Origin of the sequence: Desulfoluna sp. (assembly GCF_030145185.1) — a bacterium.
In the GTDB taxonomy this organism is placed as follows: domain Bacteria; phylum Desulfobacterota; class Desulfobacteria; order Desulfobacterales; family Desulfolunaceae; genus Desulfoluna.
The window spans coordinates 11,392-32,849 of record NZ_JAQYWB010000005.1 but is presented as its reverse complement, the minus strand read 5'-3'; the positions used below and the strand labels follow the sequence as shown (position 1 = coordinate 32,849).

17 protein-coding genes and 2 pseudogenes are annotated in these 21,458 nt (G+C 58.3%); 4 read left to right on the top strand and 15 right to left on the bottom strand.

All coding sequences use genetic code 11. The annotated features are described in order from the left end of the window. Positions 1-37: 37 nt before the first annotated feature. The 7 genes and pseudogenes from Q1Q75_RS22565 to Q1Q75_RS02185 form a co-directional block, all read right to left on the bottom strand. Positions 38-574 (bottom strand): NADH peroxidase, encoded by a 537-nt coding sequence (locus Q1Q75_RS22565; protein ID WP_366945141.1) that lies wholly within the window; start codon positions 572-574, stop codon positions 38-40. A 45-nt stretch (positions 575-619) separates the two neighbouring features. Further along, positions 620-1,912 (bottom strand): annotated as a pseudogene (locus Q1Q75_RS02210) (FAD-dependent oxidoreductase); the annotation flags it as partial. Positions 1,913-2,174: 262 nt separating this feature from the next. After that, the gene (locus Q1Q75_RS02205; RefSeq protein WP_300667379.1) at positions 2,175-3,143 is read right to left on the bottom strand and encodes a flavodoxin family protein; all 969 of its coding nucleotides are present in this window, start codon (positions 3,141-3,143) and stop codon (positions 2,175-2,177) included. Between the two features lie 239 nt (positions 3,144-3,382). Beyond that, a complete protein-coding gene (locus tag Q1Q75_RS02200; protein ID WP_300667378.1) occupies positions 3,383-4,075 on the bottom strand; it encodes an ATP-binding cassette domain-containing protein in 693 nt (230 codons plus the stop codon). Positions 4,076-4,095: 20 nt separating this feature from the next. Beyond that, positions 4,096-4,968 carry a PstA family ABC transporter permease gene (locus Q1Q75_RS02195; RefSeq protein ID WP_300667377.1) on the bottom strand — a complete coding sequence of 291 codons (873 nt, stop codon included), beginning with the start codon at positions 4,966-4,968 and terminating at the stop codon, positions 4,096-4,098. Next, positions 4,965-5,831 carry a phosphate ABC transporter permease subunit PstC gene (gene pstC / locus Q1Q75_RS02190; protein WP_300667376.1) on the bottom strand — a complete coding sequence of 289 codons (867 nt, stop codon included), beginning with the start codon at positions 5,829-5,831 and terminating at the stop codon, positions 4,965-4,967. Before pstC ends, Q1Q75_RS02195 begins: the two co-directional genes overlap by 4 nt. Further along, positions 5,828-6,664 carry a phosphate ABC transporter substrate-binding protein gene (locus Q1Q75_RS02185; RefSeq protein ID WP_300667375.1) on the bottom strand — a complete coding sequence of 279 codons (837 nt, stop codon included), beginning with the start codon at positions 6,662-6,664 and terminating at the stop codon, positions 5,828-5,830. The genes pstC and Q1Q75_RS02185 overlap by 4 nt, the downstream gene beginning before the upstream one ends. Positions 6,665-6,875: 211 nt before the next feature. On the opposite strand from Q1Q75_RS02185, the gene Q1Q75_RS02180 reads away from it, so the two are divergent. Then, positions 6,876-8,600 (top strand): alpha/beta fold hydrolase, encoded by a 1,725-nt coding sequence (locus Q1Q75_RS02180; RefSeq protein WP_300667374.1) that lies wholly within the window; start codon positions 6,876-6,878, stop codon positions 8,598-8,600. A 145-nt stretch (positions 8,601-8,745) separates the two neighbouring features. Here the strand turns inward: Q1Q75_RS02180 and Q1Q75_RS02175 are convergent, their stop codons facing one another. Together Q1Q75_RS02175 and Q1Q75_RS02170 are read right to left on the bottom strand one after the other, a co-directional pair. After that, the gene (locus tag Q1Q75_RS02175; protein WP_300667373.1) at positions 8,746-9,000 is read right to left on the bottom strand and encodes an SHOCT domain-containing protein; all 255 of its coding nucleotides are present in this window, start codon (positions 8,998-9,000) and stop codon (positions 8,746-8,748) included. 125 nt (positions 9,001-9,125) lie between these two features. Beyond that, a complete protein-coding gene (locus tag Q1Q75_RS02170) occupies positions 9,126-9,524 on the bottom strand; it encodes a periplasmic heavy metal sensor (protein WP_300667372.1) in 399 nt (132 codons plus the stop codon). A 436-nt stretch (positions 9,525-9,960) separates the two neighbouring features. Between Q1Q75_RS02170 and Q1Q75_RS02165 the strand changes: the two genes are divergently transcribed. The 3 genes from Q1Q75_RS02165 (at position 9,961) to Q1Q75_RS02155 (ending at position 14,813) form a co-directional block, all read left to right on the top strand. Further along, positions 9,961-11,742 carry an ATP-binding protein gene (locus Q1Q75_RS02165; protein WP_300667371.1) on the top strand — a complete coding sequence of 594 codons (1,782 nt, stop codon included), beginning with the start codon at positions 9,961-9,963 and terminating at the stop codon, positions 11,740-11,742. A gap of 542 nt (positions 11,743-12,284) precedes the next feature. Further along, positions 12,285-13,649 carry a sigma 54-interacting transcriptional regulator gene (locus tag Q1Q75_RS02160; protein WP_300667370.1) on the top strand — a complete coding sequence of 455 codons (1,365 nt, stop codon included), beginning with the start codon at positions 12,285-12,287 and terminating at the stop codon, positions 13,647-13,649. Positions 13,650-14,186: 537 nt separating this feature from the next. Beyond that, positions 14,187-14,813, top strand: coding sequence for a DUF2284 domain-containing protein (locus Q1Q75_RS02155; protein ID WP_300667369.1), 627 nt, complete (start codon positions 14,187-14,189; stop codon positions 14,811-14,813). A 150-nt stretch (positions 14,814-14,963) separates the two neighbouring features. On the opposite strand, the gene Q1Q75_RS02150 is transcribed toward Q1Q75_RS02155, so the two are convergent. The 6 genes and pseudogenes from Q1Q75_RS02150 to Q1Q75_RS02125 all read right to left on the bottom strand — a co-directional run bounded on the left by Q1Q75_RS02150 (position 14,964) and on the right by Q1Q75_RS02125 (position 21,457). Continuing rightward, entirely contained in the window at positions 14,964-15,437 is a 474-nt protein-coding gene (locus Q1Q75_RS02150; RefSeq protein ID WP_300667368.1) for a hypothetical protein, read from the bottom strand. A 171-nt stretch (positions 15,438-15,608) separates the two neighbouring features. Then, complete coding sequence (locus Q1Q75_RS02145; protein ID WP_300667367.1) at positions 15,609-16,343, bottom strand: hypothetical protein; 735 nt, start codon at positions 16,341-16,343, stop codon at positions 15,609-15,611. A gap of 225 nt (positions 16,344-16,568) precedes the next feature. Continuing rightward, positions 16,569-18,175, bottom strand: a pseudogene (locus tag Q1Q75_RS02140) (ASKHA domain-containing protein). A gap of 172 nt (positions 18,176-18,347) precedes the next feature. Further along, a complete protein-coding gene (locus tag Q1Q75_RS02135; RefSeq protein WP_300667366.1) occupies positions 18,348-19,148 on the bottom strand; it encodes a dihydropteroate synthase in 801 nt (266 codons plus the stop codon). A 76-nt stretch (positions 19,149-19,224) separates the two neighbouring features. Then, on the bottom strand, positions 19,225-19,857 hold the full coding sequence (locus Q1Q75_RS02130; protein WP_300667365.1) for a corrinoid protein: 633 nt from the start codon (positions 19,855-19,857) through the stop codon (positions 19,225-19,227). Between the two features lie 55 nt (positions 19,858-19,912). After that, positions 19,913-21,457 (bottom strand): BCCT family transporter, encoded by a 1,545-nt coding sequence (locus tag Q1Q75_RS02125; RefSeq protein WP_300667364.1) that lies wholly within the window; start codon positions 21,455-21,457, stop codon positions 19,913-19,915. Between the last annotated feature and the right edge of the window lies 1 nt (position 21,458).

Below are 21,458 nucleotides of genomic sequence, written 5' to 3'. Positions count from 1 at the left end.
CCTCATTTGGTTGATGTGTCGCGTTTATTTTTTCGCTCTATTTGTTGAAATATCGTTTCAACAGCCCGGTAAAGGCCTGGCCGTGTCGGGCTTCGTCTTTGCACATTTCGTGAACGGTGTCATGGATGGCGTCCAGGTTCAGTTGCTTGGCACGGGTGGCGAGGTCTTTTTTCCCCTGGCAGGCCCCGTGTTCGGCTTCTACGCGCCTCTGCAAGTTGGTTTTTGTGTCCGCTGTGACCACTTCGCCTAAGAGTTCTGCGAATTTAGCGGCATGCTCCGCCTCTTCAAAGGCGATGCGTTTGTAGGCTTCGGCCACTTCCGGAAAGCCTTCACGGTCCGCCTGGCGGCTCATGGCGAGGTACATGCCCACTTCGGTGCATTCGCCGGTAAAGTTGGCGCGAAGGCCCTCCAGGATCTCCGGGTCCACCCCTTCGGCGACCCCGATGACATGTTCATCCGCCCAGGCCTGTGTCCCGCTGCCCTGGGGTTTGAATTTTTCTTCCGGGGCGCCGCACTGAGGACATTTTTCCGGGGGCGTGTCCCCCTCGTGGACATACCCACAGACGGTACAGATCCATTGGGTGGCGGGTTTTTCTTCTGTGACTTCTTTAAATTTTTCGGCCGGGGCACCACACTGGGGGCACTTTTCAGGGGGGGCACTGCCTTCATGGACATAACCGCATACCGTACAGACAAACTTTTTCATTTTTGAATCCACTCCCTTCTCATTACTCAGTTCTCGTTCCACGTCGTTGCGTTCAGAAGGACTCAACGGCTGCGCATTGAAGATATGTTGTTGCATTTCATTAAAATGATGAATATTTCCTACCATCTGGCAGCCCACCAGGCGTCCGTCATGGAATACAATTTTTTTGTAGACCTGATCGTTGTTTTGGACGACGCTTTCTCGGGTCCCTTCGGCGTCCACCTCTCCCACGGAACCCAGGTAGACACCTGTCACCTTGAGCATGGTGGAGAAGGCGGGCTCCTGGTAGGCGGTGGGGTGGCCGCTCATGTTGAGCCCGGCGATGCGTCCCTGCTCCATGCCGGTGGCCCAGATGCCGTGGATGGCCCCGTTGAAGGTGGCGCAGTCTCCAGCCGCAAAGATGCCGGGGGTTTGGGTTTCCATGTTTGCGTTGACGGGGATGCCCTTGGCGGATGAAATGCCCGCGGCCTGAGCCAGGCCGGTATTAGGCCGGATTCCTGCGGAGACCAGAACGAGATCCGCCGGGATCACGGAGCCGGAAGAGACGATGACCCCGGTGACGTGTTCCTCGCCAGTCATCTCTTTGGCCACCACGCCGGTGTGGAAGCCGATGCCCATCTTGACCATTTTTTCCATGAGCAGCTCGGCGCCCTGGGCGTCCAGTTGACGGGGAAGAATGCGGTGGGCGTATTCCAGGACAGTGACCTTCTTTCCGCGTTTGATAAAGGCGTGTCCTGCCTCCAGCCCGAGGAGGCCGCCGCCGATGATCACCACATTCTGGACCTCTGGGGCGCGGGCCAGGATGCGCTGTGCATCTGCCAGAGTGCGCAGGGTGAAGACCCCTTTTTTCTGGATCTGCTGGATGTCGGGGAGGTAGGGGTGACCTCCCGTGGCGAGGAGCACCTTGTCCCAGTTCAGGCTCTCTCCTGTCTCTGTGACGGCGATGCCGCGGTGGGTATCGATGGATTTTATTTGTGTGGAGAGCTTGAGGGTGACCTTCTTCTCCTCATACCACTGTGGCTCGACACCGGGAAGGCTCGACGGGGGCAAATCACCGGCGATGAAATCGCAGAGGCGAATGCGGTTGTAAAAGGGGGTCTCTTCCTGGGTGACCAGTGTAATACTGCCTGCCGGGTCGTGCTCTCGAATCGTTTCCGCTGCGGTAATCCCGGCGATGCCGCTTCCGATGATCAGGTATCGTTGCATGAAGTTTCCGTTCCGTAGGTTGGGCGCCGAGGCGTCGGTGCGTGATTCCTGCCCGGCAACGGCAGGGAAACACAGTGACAGACTCTGTGTGGGTATGTGTCAGCATCTTGCGTGCCAACTCTGGATGAAATACGCTAAGAACTTGAACTAAAAGACGATCCCATCCAGGGGGTGAGCGGCTGCTTCGGTGTTTCTATAAAAAAGCTGTCTCAGATGCCTCTGAGCGGGAGGGGTTGTCTCAGATCGTGGTGAGACACCCCTTTTACAGGGAGGCCATGAGTTTTTTTACTCTGTATTCCACCTGACGGATCAGGGATTGAGCTTCGTCCTCGTTGTTGGGGGGGGCAAGGGGCAGATCCCATGTGATGTCGGCGGTTATCTTCGGGTTATTTTGTAACGACCCATCCATATCCACTACCAGATTCGGTGAAAACGTGTCCAGACTTTCATGGAGTTCACAGACGGGAATGTATCGGATGTCGGTTTTTTTTCGTTCCATCCACGTGTCACAACGGGTTTTGAGGTGCGCTTCCGGTTCGGTGCCTGCGTGACGGATCCAGGTGGAGGGCGGTGAGCTCGACGTGGCCATGGCCCAGGCGATGCGACTCTTGATGGCTCCATCCCGACAGACAAAAAGCAGTCGTCGTTTGGGCGGTGCCAGGGGGCCAACGGCCAGGTCTGCGGCGGCGTACACCCGGCTTTCGGTGTCTTTGCGGTGGGCCAGCGCGTTTTTGCTTTCCGCCCCGCGAAAGGTGAGTGCCCCGACATACGACGCGTCAATGGCATCGAAGAAGTAGCGGGCGTTCAGGACAAAGGCGGTGAAAAGGTCGTCACCATAGGTGGCCGCAGAAGAGAGAATGTACCCCCGTCGTCTTTTTTTTGAAGGATCGTTGAGCTTGAGACGGTATTTCCGGGACCAGAGCATCTGTCCACGGTCCATGGCCGCCTTGAGCTGCCCTGACGGGCCGTAGAAGTAGACGGGCGAGGCCATGACAATGATCTCTGCCCGGCGGAGCATGGGGGCTATTTTTAAAGCGTAGTCGTCGTCAAAGATGCACCACCCGTTTTTTTCACAGGACCCGCAGCCGATGCAGAAGGCGAATTTCAGCTGGGGAATAGGCAAGGTGACGGTTTGAAATCCCTTGGATTCGAGGCGCTTAAGAAAAAGCCCCAAGGTGTGGCTGTTGTTGCCCCCTTTTCTCGGGCTTCCCTGCAGACCCACGGCTAACATCGGGCGTCTCCTTTCAGTCAGATCACGTGATGAGAGGTACCGGGCTCCCGGAATGGTTTCGCAAGTTGTCGCATCAGACAGGGGGCGGGCGGATGGACAGTCAACCTGATTGCCCATGGAATCAATGTGATGGAACGTCTGGCTATTATACCAGTCGGGGAGACATTTTCAAGGCAGATGATGATCCGGTCGTAGGGTCTTCGCCAGCTGTCATTGTGGACTCTCGGGTGAGCGATGTCTCACCGCATTCGTTTCAGGTTCCCCGCTTTTAATTGATAGATTCGATCAGAGAGCCTCTCCACCTGGGCCTCTGAGTGGGAGACAAGGAGCAGGGTACAGTGAGTCTTGAGTGTGAGCAGCTGGGCTTCGATATGTTCCCGGCTTGTGGCATCCAGGGAGGAGGTGGGCTCGTCCAGAAGCAGAATTTCAGGATCGGTGACCAGAGCCCGGGCCAGGGCGAGGCGTTGCTGCTGGCCACCGGAAAGCAGGGCGGCTCGGTCGTGCAGACGATCTTTGACTTCGTTCCAGAGGCCGGATCGAATGAGGGCGCGCTCCACCCGTCGGTGGACCTCCTCTTTTTTGCGGATCCCGGCAAAGGCGAGGGGAAGGGCGACATTTTTGAAAATGGAGAAGGGCAGGGGTACCGGGTTCTGGAAGACCATGGCCGCCTTGCGTCTCAGGGAGGGGAGATCGAGGTGCGGGGAGAGAAGATTGATGACCCCGGAGTCAAAGCGGGCCATGGCGTCGCCCGAGACCCGGGCTCCCTCATCTGGTCTCCAGAGGTGGTTCACGATGGAAAGCAGGGTCGATTTGCCTTCGCCCGAGGGGCCGGTGATGGCGGTCAGGGAGCCTTTCGGTACCTCCAGGCTGACGGCCTGGAGGATGGTGTGGGTCTTGTAGCGAAAGCTGAGGTCGTTAAATGTGAGTTTCATGGGGTATGTATAAGGTCCGTTTATGGCGTGTCAGGATGAAAACGTGAGGCAATGAGCGCTGAGAGGCCAAAGAGCAGGGCGCAGAGCAGTAGAAGGATGAGCGAGGCTCCGTAGCCTTGGGCCAGCTCCTCCGGGCCGCTGTATTCCGAGGCGATGGTGAAGATCGCGAAGGGGAGGGCTTCAAATCTACCGAAGAGGGCGTAAGGGGCCCCGGCTGTGGCGACCACGCCGGTCAGCATGATGGCGGCGGTATCTTCAGCACATCGCCCCATGGCCAGAATCGCTCCCCGAAAGATTCCGGGAGAGGCCATGGGCAGGTAGACCCGGACAATGGCCTGGACCGGGGTGGCCCCCATGGCTGAAACGGCGAGATGGGTTTCGCGGGGGATGGCGGCCAGGGCGAGCTGGGTATTCCGGACGATACCGGGCAGAACCAGCACGGAGAGGGTGAGGGCTGCGATGCCGAGGCTGGGCCCCACCGTCCCGTGGCTGATCTTATGAAGGAGGATGGCAAAGGAGAAGCCGAAGAGTCCCACCACAATGGAGGGCACCCCGGCCAGGGTGTCGATGCACAGGGAGAGGAGGGCTTTTGCTCTGCCGCTGCCGAAGTGGCTCAGCCAGACGCCGGTAAGAATGCCTGCCGGAAGGGCCAGGACCACGGAGAGAAGCACCAGGCAGAGGGTCCCGCAGATGGCAGGAAACAGCCCGTTAAAAACCCGTTGCGTAAAGAGCAGGGCCTTTAAGGGGGAGGTGTCCCCGAAGATCAGCGCCAGGGAGAGGGAGGGCATCCCTTTGAGGACGATGTGGCCCAGGAAAAAAAATACCCCTGAAAGCAGACCCAAGGTGGACAGGAGGGCTCCGCCATGGAGCAGAAGGCGTCTCCATCGTTTCATGCCGCAGGCCTCCGTGTGAGGTACCGGACCAGAAGGGTGAGGACGAAGATCAGCAGATAGAGGAGAAGCCCGCAGGCAAAGACCGATCGAAACTCCAGGCTCTCAACATCTGCGGCCATCACCAGGCCGATGTGGCTGGTGAGGGTGCGGGCCGGGCCAAAGGGGTCGGTGGGGGCAAGGACGGCATTTCCGGCCAGCATCAAGGCGATGAGGGTGTCTCCGATGGCACGGCCCAGCCCCAGGAGAAGGGCACCGACCATGGATCGGGTCGCCAGGGGGAAGAGGAGATGCCACACGGTCTCTTCCGGGGTGGCACCCATGGAGTCAAAGCAGCGTTGCCAGGGCTGGGGGACGGCTTCAAAGGCGCTGATGAGGATGAGGATCATGGTGGGGCTGATGAGCAGGGCAAGCACCAGAACAGCCGCGATGATGGAAAAACCTGACCCTCGTCCCGCCATCTCCCGGATCAGGGGGACCAGGAGAAAGACCGCCGAGAACCCGTAGACCACGGTGGGAATGCCGGTCATGAGTCCGGCAAGACCCTTGAGTGTTTTTCGGAGGCGGCGGGGAGCCAGGTGGGTGGCAAAGCAGGCGAATCCCAGGCTGAGGGGAAAGGCGAGAAGGGTCGCCGGAAGAGCCACGGCCAGGGTGCCCCAGGCCATGGGCAGGATGCCGAATTGTCCCCGGTCCGGACGCCACACCGAGGTGAACAGGGTGGTCAGGGTCTCCCCTTGAAGCAGGGGCATGGCGAGCCAGCCCATGAACCCGAAGATGGCAAGGGTCAGGGCAAAGGTGATCAGAGCGGCCGTTGCGGCCGCTCCTTCTCCTATCCATTCGTGGGGCCTCCGGCGGGCTTTGATCACCCCTTCACCGGAATAAAGCCTTTGGCGGCGATGAGCTCCTGGCCTGTGGGGGAGTAGAGCGCGTCCAGGAATGCAGCGGCAAGGCCTGTGGCGTCGCCTTTGGTGTTGCTGTACAGGCCGCGGGCGATGGTGTATTTGCCAGATTTTACGTTGGCAAGGGTCGGCGTCACGCCTTCGATGGCAAGGCCGGTCACGGAGGGGTCCAGGTGGCCCACGGAGAGATAGCCGATGCCGTAGGGATCGCCGGCCAGAGCGCTTTTCATGGCTCCGTTGGATTTGACGAAGAGGGCGCTGGCATGGATCTCACCTTTGCCCAGCGCTTTTTTCCAGAAGACGGAGCGGGTTCCGCTGGAGGCGTCTCGTGTGTAGAGGTTGATGGTGCGGTCCGGGCCGCCCAGCGCTTTCCAGTTGGTGAGGCTCCCTGAATAGATCGCCCGCAGCTGAGCAAAGGAGAGAGCACGGACCGGGTTCTCGGGGTGAACCGCCACGGCCACGCCGTCCACGGCCCAGCGATGGAGAACGAGCCCGTATCGGGAGATCTCTTCGGGTTTCGGAGCGCGGCCGGAGTTGCCGATGGTGACGATGCCTTCCCCCACCTGTTTAATACCGAGGCCGGAACCGCCCCCTGCGATGGAGATGCGAATTCCGGGCGATACTTTCATGATTTTCGTGGCCAGGGCTTTCATGACGGGGATGTGAGCGGTTCCGCCTGAGATGACGAGTTCCCCTTTGAGGGGTTTAAAAGTGCTCCAGGGGTCGGCCTGCGCACCGGGGAGTATCGGGGTAATGGCCCAGAATATCAGGGCTGTGAGAATCAGGTGTCCACGTTTCACGGTTTGTCTCCTTGGCGTTTCTATCATGGTTTTTCAATACGCTTCATTGTAAAATGAAGGCCGACTGATTCTGCTACCACAGGTTTCCTCCTTCCTCAAATCGATTGATCAAATACAGATCGCCCTTCTGATAGTCATTTTCCATAGGTTCCCTCGGGATCGAAATGCGTGGTGGCTGTTTTTCCCATGATAAAATAAAAGGAGAGATCCCATGACGCGGGAGCGACGAGACACCCGAGCTTTTCAGGAATTGGACAGCCTCTGGCATGCCCTGCAGGGGCGGTGGACGATGAATTTCTCTCCTGTGGCCACGGGCCTTGCGTTAAACGACTGGCTGATGCACCTGGCCAATTCTCCGGGCACCCAGGCCGCTTTATGTGCCGGGCTTTATGGCCTGGGGACGGAGGCCTTGTCCCAGCGGGCGCGTCCCCGGGTGCCGGTGCCGGGAGATGGACGGCCCGGGTGTCGGTATGAGGATTCGTCCTGGGAGGAGGATCCCTTTTTGACTTTTCACCTGCTTTATCAGCAGGGGCAACGCTGGTGGGAGGATTACGCCACGGATGTTCCCGGCATGAAGCCGCAGAACAAAGAGTTGATCTCTTTTATCGGGAGGCAGATGCTGGAGGTTTTTTCGCCTTGCAACCATCTGTTGACCAACCCTGAGCTCTTGCGTTTGACCGCCGAAGAGAAGGGAGAAAATCTGGTGCGGGGGGCCGCGTTTTGGATGGAAGATTGTCTGCGGTCCTGCGGGGTGCCCCTCCCCGTGGCGGACTCGGAGTTTGAGGTGGGGAAAAACCTGGCGGTCACTCCGGGCAGGGTGATTTATCGGAATCACCTGATAGAGCTGATTCAGTACAGCCCCGCCACAAAAGAGGTGCTCGAGAACCCCGTGCTGATCCTTCCTGCCTGGATTATGAAGTACTATATCCTTGATTTGTCGCCCCACAACTCCATGGTGAAGTACCTTGTGGACCATGGGCACACGGTGTTTATGGTGTCCTGGTTGAATCCGGGGTACGAGGACCGGGAGATGGAGCTTGAAGATTATCTTGAGCTGGGGGTGATGGAGGCGGTGGAGAAGGTGTGGGAGGTGGTCCCGGATCAGAAAATTCATGCCGCCGGGTATTGCCTTGGGGGAACCCTTCTGGCCATTGCCGCCGCGGCCATGGCTCGGGACGGAGACGATCGACTGAAAAGCCTGACCCTGCTCGCCGCTCAGACCGACTTCACCGAGGCGGGGGACCTGATGCTTTTTATCGGTCATTCTCAGCTTCGTTTTATTGAGGACATCATGCGATTTCAGGGGTTCCTGGACGCCGGTCAGATGGCGGGTGCTTTTCAACTGCTTCGGTCCTACGATTTGATCTGGAGCAAGTGGGTGAGCCGATACCTGAAAGGTGAGCAGGCGTCCATGAACGACCTCATGACCTGGAACACCGACACCACGCGCATGCCGAGTCGTATGCACAGCCGGTACCTCCGGGATCTTTTTTTGAACAACGATTTCTTTGAGGGGCGCTTTCGGGTCAAGGGCACACCGGTGGTGGTCAGCGACATCCATCAGCCCGTTTTCCTTGTGGCCACAGAGAAAGACCATGTCTCCCCCTGGACCTCGGTGTATAAATTTCATCTCTCGTCTGATGCCCGTTCCGTGACCTTTGTGTTAACGGGCGGAGGGCACAACGCTGGGATCCTCAGTGAACCTGGACATGCGAAGCGATCGTATCGTATCGCCACCACCCGTGAGGGCCAGAGTTTTGTGCCTCACGGCCATTGGTATCATGACACCCCGGTCAAGGAAGGGTCCTGGTGGGTGGACTGGCAAAAATGGCTTTTAGGGGGATCGGGCAAAAAGGGGGCGGGGCCTTCCATGGGGGCTTTTTCCGGCGTGGGATCCCCTTGCCCGGCTCCCGGCACATATGTCTTCGGGCGGTAGACGGGCATCGGGAGCATTTTGCGGGCGTCCAATGGCTAAGATTGATGATGGGTTGAGGCGGCATGGGTTGTCTCCATGAATAAGGAAGGGGGGATGAGACAGGCCTTGGGGGAGAAGAAGCCTGTCTGCGGGGGCAAAGGAAGATTTAACCGTGGGTCAGGGTCTGTTTCGCCTGACGATATTCTTCAGGCGTGAGGTCCCCGCGGGCGAACCGGGTGTCGAGAATGGACGCGGCTTCGTTATAGATTGGTGCAGAGGGGCTCATCGGATGGGTGACTCGCTTGACGGCCCAGAGGATGAAAAGGATCAGGGCGCCCCAGAAGAGGAGTTGAAATATCCACCCCCAGGGGTGAGCGCCTCCCATTCCCGAAAAGCCGAATAAGGAATTGCAGTGCCACATTATGGACTCCTTTGTTTGAACGGATGCTGGGTTGAAATCGGGGTGCCGGGCCGGGTGAGGAACCGAATCGGACAACGCGCCACGCGCCGATTGGGTGTCTCACCCGTCACGCCTCGGGCGGGGGCTTACCAGTTGCAGTTGCCCTGCCTCTGGTGGGGGCCGTCGCCCATGCCTTGTCCCATGCCTCGGCCTCTAAAGGGTACCCCTGCGGCCACGGCTTTTTCACGGAGTTGGTTTTTCAGTCCGGCGATTTCACCGGCAAGCTTGCCTGCTGTCGTGGGGTCAGGGTTGTCACCGGCCATGAGTGCTCTGTATTCCCCTTTTTTTACGGCGAGGCTCTGGCGCAGATCAGCGGTGTCCTTCATGAAGGCCTGGCGGGCCTGGATTTGTTCATCGGTCATGTTTTGGGTACAGTCTCTGCCGTTTCCGTCCATGCTGCCGTGGTGGCCGCGCCCGGCCAGGGCTTGAGTGGCCGAAAAGCCTGTGATGGCAAGAGCGATGAGAATAAGAAGTGCTTTTTTCATGGTAAAACTCCTTTTTTGAATAACGTTAAGGTTATGGGTTGAGTTGTTTAATGTGAAACCTGAAGTCGGAGGAGATTCCGACGTGTGACAAAGGATATTCCAAGAGTCGTGCCAAGTTTAAAATTAAAATGATAAATGCTTTGAATTACTGAATGTAATAGAATTCTTTGGGAGAAGGCTGCGTTGGAGGACGCCGCGGGTTGTGGTATAATACCCCAATAGGCGTCTCTTCATGTGGGGTGTGTCCATAAATGCCCCACATGGACGGGGGCTCTATAGAGGTGTTACCCCTCTAAAATCGTGTATAGAGTCTAAAGGGGGTGGTGGCGTATATTTTGCAAAGGGGTGTTACTTACAAGCGTGTCATCTGCCTTTTTAAGGCGGCATCCCTTGCCTCCGGAGGCTTTATTTAGACGTTTAAAGGTATTTTACAAAGATGAAACTGACACTGGATAGAGCGTCAAAAACGAGCCGCTCCGGTCTTTGGGTGGCCGCCGGGGCGGTGGTGATCCTGATTCTGGTGGTGTTACTCCTGGCGGTTCGCAATCACCACCGGGAGGTGGCGAGCGCAGAACGGCTGCTGCTGGAAAAGGGAGATGCCCTCATCCGGACCATTGAGGCGGGAACCCGAGCGGGGATGTTGAGGATGCGATGGGGACGGGGGCAGCTTCAGCATCTTCTGGAGGAGTCGGCCCGTCAGCCCGGGGTTCGCTTTATCGCTATTATTTCCCCTTCCGGGCGGATTTTGGGGCACAGCGCTCGGGAGGCCCTGGGGCAAAAGGTGACCCTCCCCCAGGGCGCCAAGGAGGGCAAAGGCCTCCGAACCGTTGAACGCAAGGATGCCGAAGGGGCGCAGATTTTTCTGGTGTGGCGGGAGTTTCGTCCCCTGGTGGCCGAGGCGCGGCGGGGGCGGTCGGGGGACCACATGGGCCGGATGCATGGCGGGGACCGGATGGGAGAGCGCGGGATGGAGGGGGAGAACCCTCGGCTTTTTCCCGAAGAGATCGAAAAACCTCTGATTGTCCTGGCCCTGGATCGGACGCCCTATGAAATGATTCGACACAGGGATCTACGCAGCACGCTGGTGATTTCCGGGCTTTTGCTTCTTCTCGGCGTGGGCGGCATCGTTTCGCTGTTCTGGTTCCAGAATTACCGGCTGACCCGGGAGAGCCTGCGGGACACCAGCGCCATAGCCCAGGAGGTGGTCTCCTCCCTTCCCGTGGGGCTGATGGTGGTGGATCGGGAGGGGGCCATCGCTTTTATGAATGCGGCCGCCGAAGAGATTTCAGGTCTTGAAGGAGCCATGGTTCGCGGGCAACCCGCCGCTGTGGTGCTTCCGGACCTGATGGAGACCGTGAACCTTTCGCTGGATGCGGGGGGGACCCTTCAGGAGGAGGAGCGGCTGTGCCGTTTCTCTGAAGGACGTACCATTCCTTTAAGCCTCAGCGCCTCCTCTATTGTCCACGAGGATGGAGGCAGCGTGGGGCGTGTGGTGATTTTAAGGGACCTGCGGGAGGTCAAGCGGCTGGAAAATGAGCTTCGTCACAAAGAGAAGCTGGCCGCCATTGGGGACATGGCCGCCGGGGTCGCTCACGAGATCCGGAACCCTTTGAGCTCCATCAAAGGCATTGCCACCTATTTCCGCGGGCTCTTTGATGAATCCCATGAGGCCAGAGAGACCGCCGGCGTGATGATTGATGAGGTGGATCGTTTAAACCGGGCCGTGACCGAATTGCTCACCATCGCCGGCCCCACCCGGCTGGTTGTGGCGCGCCATGACGTGGGGGCGCTCGTGACCCGTGCGGTCCGGCTTGTGGAAGCCGAGGCCGAATCCCTTGGAGTGGTCCTCTCTGTGGAGATGCCGGAAACACCGGTGATGGCGGAACTGGACGCCGACCGACTGACACAGTCCCTGTTAAATTTATTTTTGAATGCCCTTCAGTCCATGCAGCAGGCAGGGGGCCGCCTGACGGTGCGTCTGGCCCACCGAGACGGGGGAGTTCATCTTGGGGTGGAAGACAGCGGGTGCGGCATGGACGCCATGACCCTGAAGAGTCTCTTTGACCCTTACTATACGACCAAGGCCGAAGGCACAGGCTTAGGGCTTGCCATCGTTCATAAGATTATCGAGGCCCATGGCGGGACCATCGAGGTGGCCAGTCAGCCCGGTGAGGGGGCTCGTTTTGAGCTGTTTCTTCCTGACAAGGGGCTATCCTGAGTTGAACGATTTTTTTAATTATTCAGCTCAGGAACAACAGCCTCCGGCGGCAAGGTGAGCCACCTTGAAAGCGGGTTTGCGAATGCGCATCGGGTGCCGCAACTCCAGGCTGAAATGCGTCTGCATTCGCGTGGAGTGCAAGGGGGCGAACAATGCGTCGCAAGTTCGTGAGCTGCAGGTGGGTACAATTCAACTCATCTGTTGAGTTTGACAGGAATAACTCCGGCGGTAAGGGTGGCAAGCCTCTTAGCCAAAAACACCATGAAAGCATGCCGACGCTCTTTCTCCCGCTGTCAAGGCGTCGTCGGATTTCTCAGGTTAAATGACATCCGCATGTGGCTCGACGTACATTTGAGATATATATTAAGGCCTGTTTATCAAACTTTTCAAAAGTTTGGCCCCCGGCAGGGCCGCCGGAGGCACAAGCTGAGTAGTGACCGATTTTTTTTAATACGCGGCGGCTCTTTGTCCCACGGAAAGGGGGGCAAAGGGTCGTCGTAAAAAAGCTTTCAAGGTGGCGTCACCTTGCCGGCGGAGGCTCAATGCATAGAAAGATACGGGTTCTGATTGTAGACGATGACCGCGGTCATCGCATCACCTTGAAAACCCTGCTCCAGAGCTGGGGCCATGAGACAGGGATCGCCGAAGACGGGCTTCAGGCTGTGGCTCAGGTGAAAGAGGCGTCCTGGGATGCGGTGCTGATGGATGTGCGCATGGCCGAGATGGACGGCATCGCCGCCTTAAAGGAGATCAAGGGCTATAACCCGGCCATTCCGATTTTGATCATGACCGCCTATTCTTCGGTGGAGACGGCGGTGGATGCCCTGAAATCCGGAGCGTATGATTACCTGATGAAACCCCTGGATTTTGATCTCCTGCGCCTGACCCTGGATCGGGCTGTGGAGCATGTGGGGTTGAAGGAAGAGAACCGCCAGTTGAGGGCGACTCTTGGAGAAGCCTCCCTGGATGATATCATCGGCTCCAGCCCGGTCATGAAGGCCCTGGGGGAGATGCTGGTCATGATCGCCCCTTCGGAGGCCACCGTGCTGATCACCGGGGAGAGTGGGACGGGCAAGGAGCTGGTGGCCCGCCTGATTCATCGGAAGAGTGCCCGGAGCCATAAGCCCATGGTGGTGGTGAACTGCGCAGCCCTGACCGATACCCTGCTGGAATCGGAGCTTTTTGGGCATGAACGGGGCGCTTTTACCGGGGCCGACCGTCGTCGTGAAGGTCTGTTTATGCAGGCGGACGGAGGCACCCTCTTTCTCGACGAGATCGGGGAGACCTCGGCGGCCATGCAGGCCAAGCTCCTGCGGGTGATCCAGGAGCGGGAGTTTCAGCGGGTGGGGGGGGAATCGGTGGTCTCCGTGGATGTGCGTATCATCGCCGCCACTCACCGGGACCTGGCGGCCGAGGTGAAGGAGGGCCGGTTCCGGGAAGATCTTTATTACCGCCTTAACGTGGTCTCCCTCACCATTCCTCCGCTTCGGAAACGTGACGGGGATATCCCCCTGCTGGTTCAGCATTTTTCCGACAAATACGCGACAAAGAACCGGAAGCTCGTCAAGGGCGTCACCCCCGATGCCATGGACCGACTGATTAAACACCCCTGGCCGGGCAACGTCCGGGAGTTGGAGAACACCCTGGAACGGGCCGTGATCCTCATGTGCGGCGAGTACATCTCGGAGCGGGAACTTCCCATGAACCTGACTTCGACGGATTCTTCTCAGTCCCAGGCCCTTACGAACACCGCCATGGCCGGAAGACCCCTTGCTGACATCGAAAAAGAGGCCATCCTTGCGACCTTGGACGAGACCGGTGGCAATAAAAGCGAAACCGCCAGGCGACTTGGCATCAACCGCAAGACCCTTCATCTGAAGATCAAGAATTATGGGTTAGACGAGTGATGAGAAGACCGAAAAACCTGCCTTCTATGGTCAAAGTGCTTGAAAAAACAGCCTCCGGCGGCAAGGTGGCGCCACCTTGAAAGCGGGTTTGCGAATGCTCTACGGCTGTCGGAACTCTCAGTATCTCGCATCCGCATTCGCGTGAAGTGCAAGGAGACGCACCGTGCGTTGCAAGTGCATGAGCTGTGAGTGGGCAGAATTCAACTCAGCCGTTGACTTTAACCGGAATAACTTCTATTCACAGCTATGCTTAGGTAATGTGCCATAGTTCCAACGTGTTGAAATAGTAAGGTTCCAGATCTGCGGCAGCTGTCAGTTCTCTGGGGGCCATGAAGGCTTACGATGTCAGCCACCCACGCACGGCTTTTTTATCATAGATGGAGCGCAGCGACTCCTCGAACCAAGCACGAAGAACCAAGAACCAAGAACCAAGCACGCTTTTAATAAACCACGAAGCACGCTTTTAACACCCCCCCCCTGCCCTTAATGATGGCTGAGACAGGGTGGTAATCAAAAATCTTTATGCAGCGAGGCCTGATGTCTTTTACACACCCCATGAGTCTTGAAGAAATCACGGAGCAGATGGTGGCCCTTGCCATGGATTTTGGTGTCTCCGATGCACAGGTCGTCGATGCCGGGGCGCTTAAGGTGAATCCGGAGCTGGTGCGGTATTGCCGCGAGCCTCAGTGCCCGAGTTACGGGACGTCGGGCAATTGCCCGCCCCATGGCCCTTCGGCGCGGGAGTTTCAGCTCTCCCTGGAGTGGTATGAAAAGGCGGTGGTGTTCAAGGTGGATGTGCCGGTGGCCGTGTTGATGACCGACGAGAGGTTGCCCGTGTCTCGAAAGATCCATGAAACCGCGGCGATTCTGGAGCAGTTTGCCAAAAACGCGGGATGTGTGGTGACCATGGGCGTGGCCACCGGCGGGTGCCGGGCGCTTTTCTGCAGCGGATTTGAGGCTTGCCTGAAACTCCAGGGTGGGCTTTGTCGCCACGCGGGCCTTGCCAAGCCCTCCATGTCCGGGCTTGGGGTGGATTTTACCGTCCTTTCGACCCTGGCTGGGTGGACGGTGAACACCGTCACCGCTGAGAGCTCCTCCTCCGGGGGGGAGATGGGGGCTTTGGCCGGCTTTGTTTTGCTGGGGGGGACCTCTTCTGAGCTTTAAGCCTAACCGGTTCGATCGGACTTGCTTTCAAGGTGGCACCCCTTGCCGCCGGAGGCTGTTTTTTCATGCGTTGAACAGTCACAAATTGAAGCTTATTCACCGCATTGTTTAAAGGGGGCATCTACCCTGGGTGCTCCTGTCTGCTTTTTTTCATGTCTCGTCTTTCAATTCATTTTTTAAATAAATATCCGGGTAAAGTTTTTCAGCGCATTCCGGGCAGATGCCATGGGTGAATTTGGCCTCGGTGTGCTTTTGCAGGTACTCTTCCACCTGCCCCCAGTAGCCCTTGTCGTCCCTGATTTTTTTGCAGGACGCACAGATGGGAAGAATGCCCTGAAGGGTCTTGACCTCATTCAGGGCATTTTCGAGCTCCGTGATCAGTGTATCCTTGGCTTTGCCGGTCCGTATCAGATGGACCTGGGCTCTGATCAGTCGGTTGTGGCTCTGATGAAGAAGCGTGGTGACGGCAACGATGGCCCCAAGGAGGAGCAGGGTTAAAAAGAGGATGACTCGGTTCGTGACCCACCAGTGGGAAAAGATCCGTTTCTGCTGCTTAATTGGGCATCCCGAATGGCGGAGGTGTAGCTTTTGTGGATACCGAACAGGGAGAAGCCAAGGATGCATATCACGAGCAGGGACCCGAAGAGTAAAGGGACCGCCTTGATGTAGGTCTTTTTCTGGATCGAAGGGGGCATGGGGTATTTCATGGCTGCAATGTTCGGCGACTGGGTATGATTTGTCTGTTACACCATGACCTCTTGTTGTGTGGTGTGACAAGAAACAAAAAAAAGAGCGTCAGGCCACCTTGTCTCTGAGGGTTGCTTTGTGGTTGCTGCAGGTGAGGGTGCAGCTTCCCCCCATCCGGCAGAGGCGGCAGGGGGACCCGGCTCGGGAATCCTTGAAGCCGGGGCCGATGGCGATGACCACGGAGAGGGTGTTCATGGGTGAGAGGATGGCATCTTCACCCTGGGAGATTCCGATGGTGGCCAGGGGAAAGAGGGCGCAGAGCTCGTGCTGGCTTTCAAGTTCCCATCCTTCAATGGATCCGGGGCTTAAGGGGGGGCTGACGCCGACCCCCTCTTTTTTTGCCCGGTTTTCAGCCAGGCGTGTGAGGACGGAGGCCGTTCGGGTCAGGGCTGCAAGAGATCCCATGTTGACGAAGTGGGCTTCCATGTGTCGTCCTTTTACCATCAGGCGGTGCAGCAGGGTGTCGACTTTGGGACCCAGGGTGTAGACGGCGGCTAAAAAACGGGTGGCCTGATGGAAGTAGGGGGAAAAGTCACCGGTGGTGAGATGCACCGGGCTCCCGGAGACCGGTTCACAGGCCATAATTTCCTGGTCTCTCACCTCGTTCAGATCCAACCACTGAAAAAGGGCCTCAGGCCGCATGACCTGGTTCATCTCGTCGGTGATCCGTCGGGCTGCGTGTAAGGCCTCCGGCTGGTCCCGCCAGGGCAGGGTGGCCAGGGCAAGGATTTCTTTATGTGTGATGCGGGCATCGATGGTGAGGATGCGTCCTGTGTCTTTCATGGTAATAAAACTCCACAGCGTGCTGGGACCGTTTAAACTCAGGCTCCCATTTACAAATAAAAAAGCCCGCGGGGATATCTCGTTTCAGGAGATCCATGCGGGCTTCGTTGCCTTGATGATGCGTCATACGCCATTGTATGCCGACTAAAATTTTCAATAAAAATAACACAATCAGGCTGTGCAGGGCAAGTCCAGAAAATGAAAAAGGGGCGAGAATGACTCCGCTTAATGTGGAAAGCCCAGAGAGGTGATGAAGAGTTCGTTGAACGCCGGTTCTTCACCCAGATTAAAAACTCGGGTGGTGGCGGCCAGGGTCTCCATGGCGACGGCTTTTTCCGTGTGGCAGAGAGCGAGCACGGCGCCGGTGCCCGCCGCGTTACCCACAAAGCGGATTTTGCCCCGACACGCTTCGGGGAGCATGCCAAGGGTCAAGGCGTCCTCCTCCCTGAGCACATTTCCAAAGGCTCCTGCCAGAAGAATTTCCGTGGGCTCCTCCATGCCCGCCTGTCGGACCAGCAGGGCAATCCCCGCGATGAGGGCCCCTTTGGCGAGTTGCATGGCGCGGATGTCTTTCTGCGTGAGGGTGACCGCCGGAAACCCTGAACCTTCGTTTGCCTGGGCGATGGTGACGAAGGAGGTCCCTTTGTCATCGGTCTGGACCGTGCCGGTGATGTGCCGGGAATCAAAGCGTCCGTCGGGGCGGACCAGACCGGCGCGGAGGAACTCAGCCATGGCGCTGATGATTCCGGAGCCGCAGATCCCGGTGGCGCCGGTTTGCGGCTTTCCGATCTGGGTAAAATGGGCTTTCCCTGTGGCCGGGTCGATGGTGACGCCGTCGATGGCACCCTCGACGGCGGGCATGCCACAGGAGATGGCCCGCCCTCAAAGGCGGGGCCGGTGGCGCAGGAGGCGGCAAGGATTCCCGACTCGCTTTTGAGCATGATCTCGCCGTTGGTGCCGATATCCACGAGGAGGGTTCCCACCGGGGCATTGGCCAGGTCCACGGCCACCGCAGCGCTGACAATATCGGAGCCGAGAAATCCGGAGAGAAGGGGCAGGGTGGCCCACTGCATTTTGGGGGCCAGGGGGAAGTGGTCGGCTCCGGGGGTAACGCGTCTGGGGGCTGTAAAAACCGGTTCGTAAGGGGAGACGCCCAGGGGACCCGGGCTAACCCCTGCGAGGATATGGATCATCGTGGTGTTTCCCACGACCATGAGGGTTTTCAGTCGTCCTGCGGAGAGATTTCCTCCGGTGAGCAGTTCTTTGACGCCCCACTCGATGGCCCGAATCACAAGGGTCCGCATTTTTGTCAGGGCCTCCGCATTCTCGCGGACGGCGCCAATGCGGGCCATGACATCGGCCCCGAAGATAGCCTGGGGGTTCTTCACCGACACGGAGCCGAGGAGCGTGTTGCGCGAGAGACTGAGAAGGTAGAGGGCGAGGGTGGTGGTTCCCAGGTCCACGGCCACCCCCAGCGTCTCATCATCGGTATGTGTCCCGTCAGGCGAATAGCTTTCGGGGAGCAGGGCCGGGGCTTTGGTGACCGGAGTGGCCGTCATGAGGGTGGCGGCCGGAATGGAGAGGGTGAGGTCGCCATGAATGCGCGTTCGGCAGGCGAGTCGCTCGGTCCCCCTTTCCCCGGCTTCGGCCTGGGAGACATGGGGCACCGACTCCGAAGAGAGGGAGACCCGGCACTTGCCGCAAACCCCTTTGCCCCCGCAGTCCGTGCGAAGAAAGATTCCGCTCGATGCCAGGGCAGCGGCGATGAGCTCCCCATCACGGCAGGTGGCGGTACGTCGGCCTGGCAGAAGGGTGAGGGTGTGCTGCGTCATGATCTCTTATCCTGGTTGTGTAAATAAAAAGTGCCGTTGGAGGCACGCTTTTTGCCATTTCGCTGCGCCCTGAAACAGGGGAAGGGCCGCATGCGAGGCATGGGCCCTTCGGGTCGCACACGTGATCCGGCGCTGACAGGGTCGGGGGAACGCCCTGTCAGGCAGGGGCGGATCAGGCGATGATGTCGCCAGCGCGTACGGCTTTCAGGTAATTCATGCAGAAGTTGTCTTTGCCCTTGATCATGTCGCCTGTTTTTAAAACCGCCATGATCTCTTTGTCCAGGGGATCCATAATGGCCGAGTCGTAGCCTCGGGCCATCATCATGGCCAGGAAGATGCGGTTGACCATTTTGCGCTGGGGCAGGCCGTAGGAGATATTGGAGAGGCCACCTGTGGTGTGGACCCCTTCAAGCTCCGTCATAATCTTCTCCACCGCATCCATGGCCATGGTTCCATTTTCTGCGGCCACGCTCATGGGCTGGATCAGGGGATCGATGAAGATGTCGTCGCGCTTGAAGCCGATGCCTTCCAACTCTTCCACCAGGGATTTTGCCCGGGAGAAGATGTCGTCCACGCTTTTGGGCATGCCGGAGTCGTCCATGCACAGGGCGATGATGCGGCACTCCTTGCCCTTGAGGTACTTCATCATGGGATCAAATCGATCTTTTTCCAGGCTGATGGAGTTGATCAGGGGAGTCTGATTCACCAGGCCGTAGGCCATCTCCAGAATCGCTGGGTCGGGACTGTCAAGGCACAGGGGGAGCTGGGTGGCTTCCTGGATGACGGAGAGGAGCCATTTCATGTCTTCTTCTTCATGGCCGATGCGTGCCCCGGCGTTGACGTCGATGTAGGTGGCCCCAGAGGCTTCCTGATTCTGGACATCCTCTTTAATGTAGTCGGCATCGCGTTCGGCCGTGGCTGCCTTCACTTTTTTTAAGGTGGTGTTGATGCGTTCTCCGATAACGGTAAACATGGTCTCTCCTTCTTGGGATGATGCCTTCGGCGGCCCTGTCTGGGGCCAAACTTTTGTCAATTTTTATGAGCTGGGGTTATCGGAGCATGGCCTTGGCAAGTTTGCAGGCTGAGCCGGCATCAGAGGCATAGGCATCGGCGCCGATTTCATCGGCAAAGGCCTGGTTAACCGGGGCTCCACCCACCATGATTTTAATGGAATCTTTTTTTCCGCTCTGAACAATTCTGTCCACGGTGTCGCGCATCGCCGGTATGGTGGTCGTTAAGAGGGCCGAAAGCCCTACGATATGGGGGTTGAGCTCTTCGATGGCCTTCATGAAGGCATCGGCATCCACGTCCACTCCCAGGTCAGTGACTTCAAACCCGGCGCTCTCCAGCATCATCGACACCAGGTTTTTTCCAATGTCATGCAGGTCGCCTTTTACGGTGCCAATGATCACGCGACCGGCGGTGTTGGTTTCGCCTTCGGCGAGCAGAGGCTTTAAGATTTCCACCGCTTCGCCCATGGCATGGGCGGACATCAGAACTTCGGGGATGAACATCTCCCCGGTCTCCATGCGCTCGCCCACAATGTCCATGCCTGCGATGAGGCCGTTTGCCAGGATCTCACCTGCGGCGGTGCCTTTTTCAAGAGCCTCTTTCACCTGAGACATGAGGGCTTCTACGTCGCCGGAAATAAGGGTTTCGGTGATGGTTTTTAAATCAGACATAATGAATCTCCATTGTTATGTGTCGGGTGAGTGATAATCATCAGTTTATATCCGTTCATGCTTTGGGTATCCCCTCCCGAACCAGCTCCCGGGTGAGGGAGATGAGAAGGAAAAACATGACGAAGACAAAGGGGAAGGCTCCGATAATGGATGCCGTTTGCAGGGCTTTGAGCCCGCCGGACCAGATAAGGACCATGGCAAGGCCCCCCAGCAGAAGCCCCCAGAAGACGATGAGGAGTTTTCCATCGGTGGTTTCCGGTCCCCCTGCGAGGCCGCCGGTGGAAAACCGGCTGATCACCAAGGTGGCTGAGTCTGCCGAGGTGATAAAAAACGAGGCGATGAGCAGGTTGGCCAAAAAGGCCAGGAGGCCGTACAGGGGCAGGTGTGCCAGGGTTTCAAAGAGCGCCGCTTCCAGGCTTTGGCTTACCGCTCTTACCAGGCCAACTCCCTGCTCCAGCTCCAGCCAGATGGCGGTTCCGCCCAGGGCGGTGGAGAAGAGGATGGAGAAGAGGGCCGGCAGAAACATGACACCCAGAACGAACTCTCGGATGGTCCGACCCCTGGAGATGGTGGCGATGAAGGCCCCCACAAAAGGGGCCCAGGCGATCCACCATGCCCAGTAGAAGACGGTCCAGGCCTCGGTCCAGGCACGGTTCCCGAAGAGGCTGAAGGTCGTGGAGAGGGGGATAATGCCGGTGGCGTAATCCGAGAGCGCGACGCCCAGGGTCTTGAGAATGAACCCAAAGGGACCTTTCACCATGAAAAAGAGCAGCAGCAGAACCATGAGCGCCACATTGAGCAGGGAGAGCATGCGGATGCCGCGTTTGACCCCGCTCAAGGCGGAGGTAATGTAAAGCACGGTAATCACCCCGATGACCGCTGCCGTGGTGCCAACGCCTCCGGGAATCCCCCAGGAGAGATGAAGCCCGCTGGTAATCTGCAGGGCTCCGAGCCCCAGGGAGGTGACAACCCCCATGACCGTGGCCCAGACGGCCAGCATGTCCACCAGTTTGCCCATTCGGCGGGTGGCCTTTTTTTCACCGCTTCCCTTGCCCCTTGGAAAGAGGCAGTGGGAGACGGTGCCGGGAAGGCCTTTGCGGAACTGGAAGTAGGCCAGGGGCAGTCCGACGGCCACATAGGTCCCCCATGCATGGATGCCCCAGTGGTGGCAGAAGATCTGAAAGGCGAGCCGTGCCGACTCGGCCGTTGACCCCACCCCTTTCGGGGGAGAGGCGTAGTGATACAGAGGTTCGGCAATGGACCAGAAGACCAGCCCGATGCCCATGCCGGCTGAAAAGAGCATGGCAAACCAGCTGAGCCATCCGTACTCCGGCTTTTCGTCGTCGCGGCCCAGGCGGATCTTTCCGTAGGGAGACAGCGCCAGGGCCAGGGCGGCCACGACAAAAAGGTTGACGCTGGAGAGGTAGAGCCAGCTCCAGCTTTGGGTGAGATAGCCAAGGGCGGCCCCGCTCATGCTCTTCAGCAGAGCGGGGGCCACGGCTCCAAGCAGGACGAAGGGAATCACCAGAACGGCTGATCCTGCAAAAACAGTGAGGTCAAGGTGGCGTCCCATGCGTTGGGTGATTCCTTCGGTATTCATC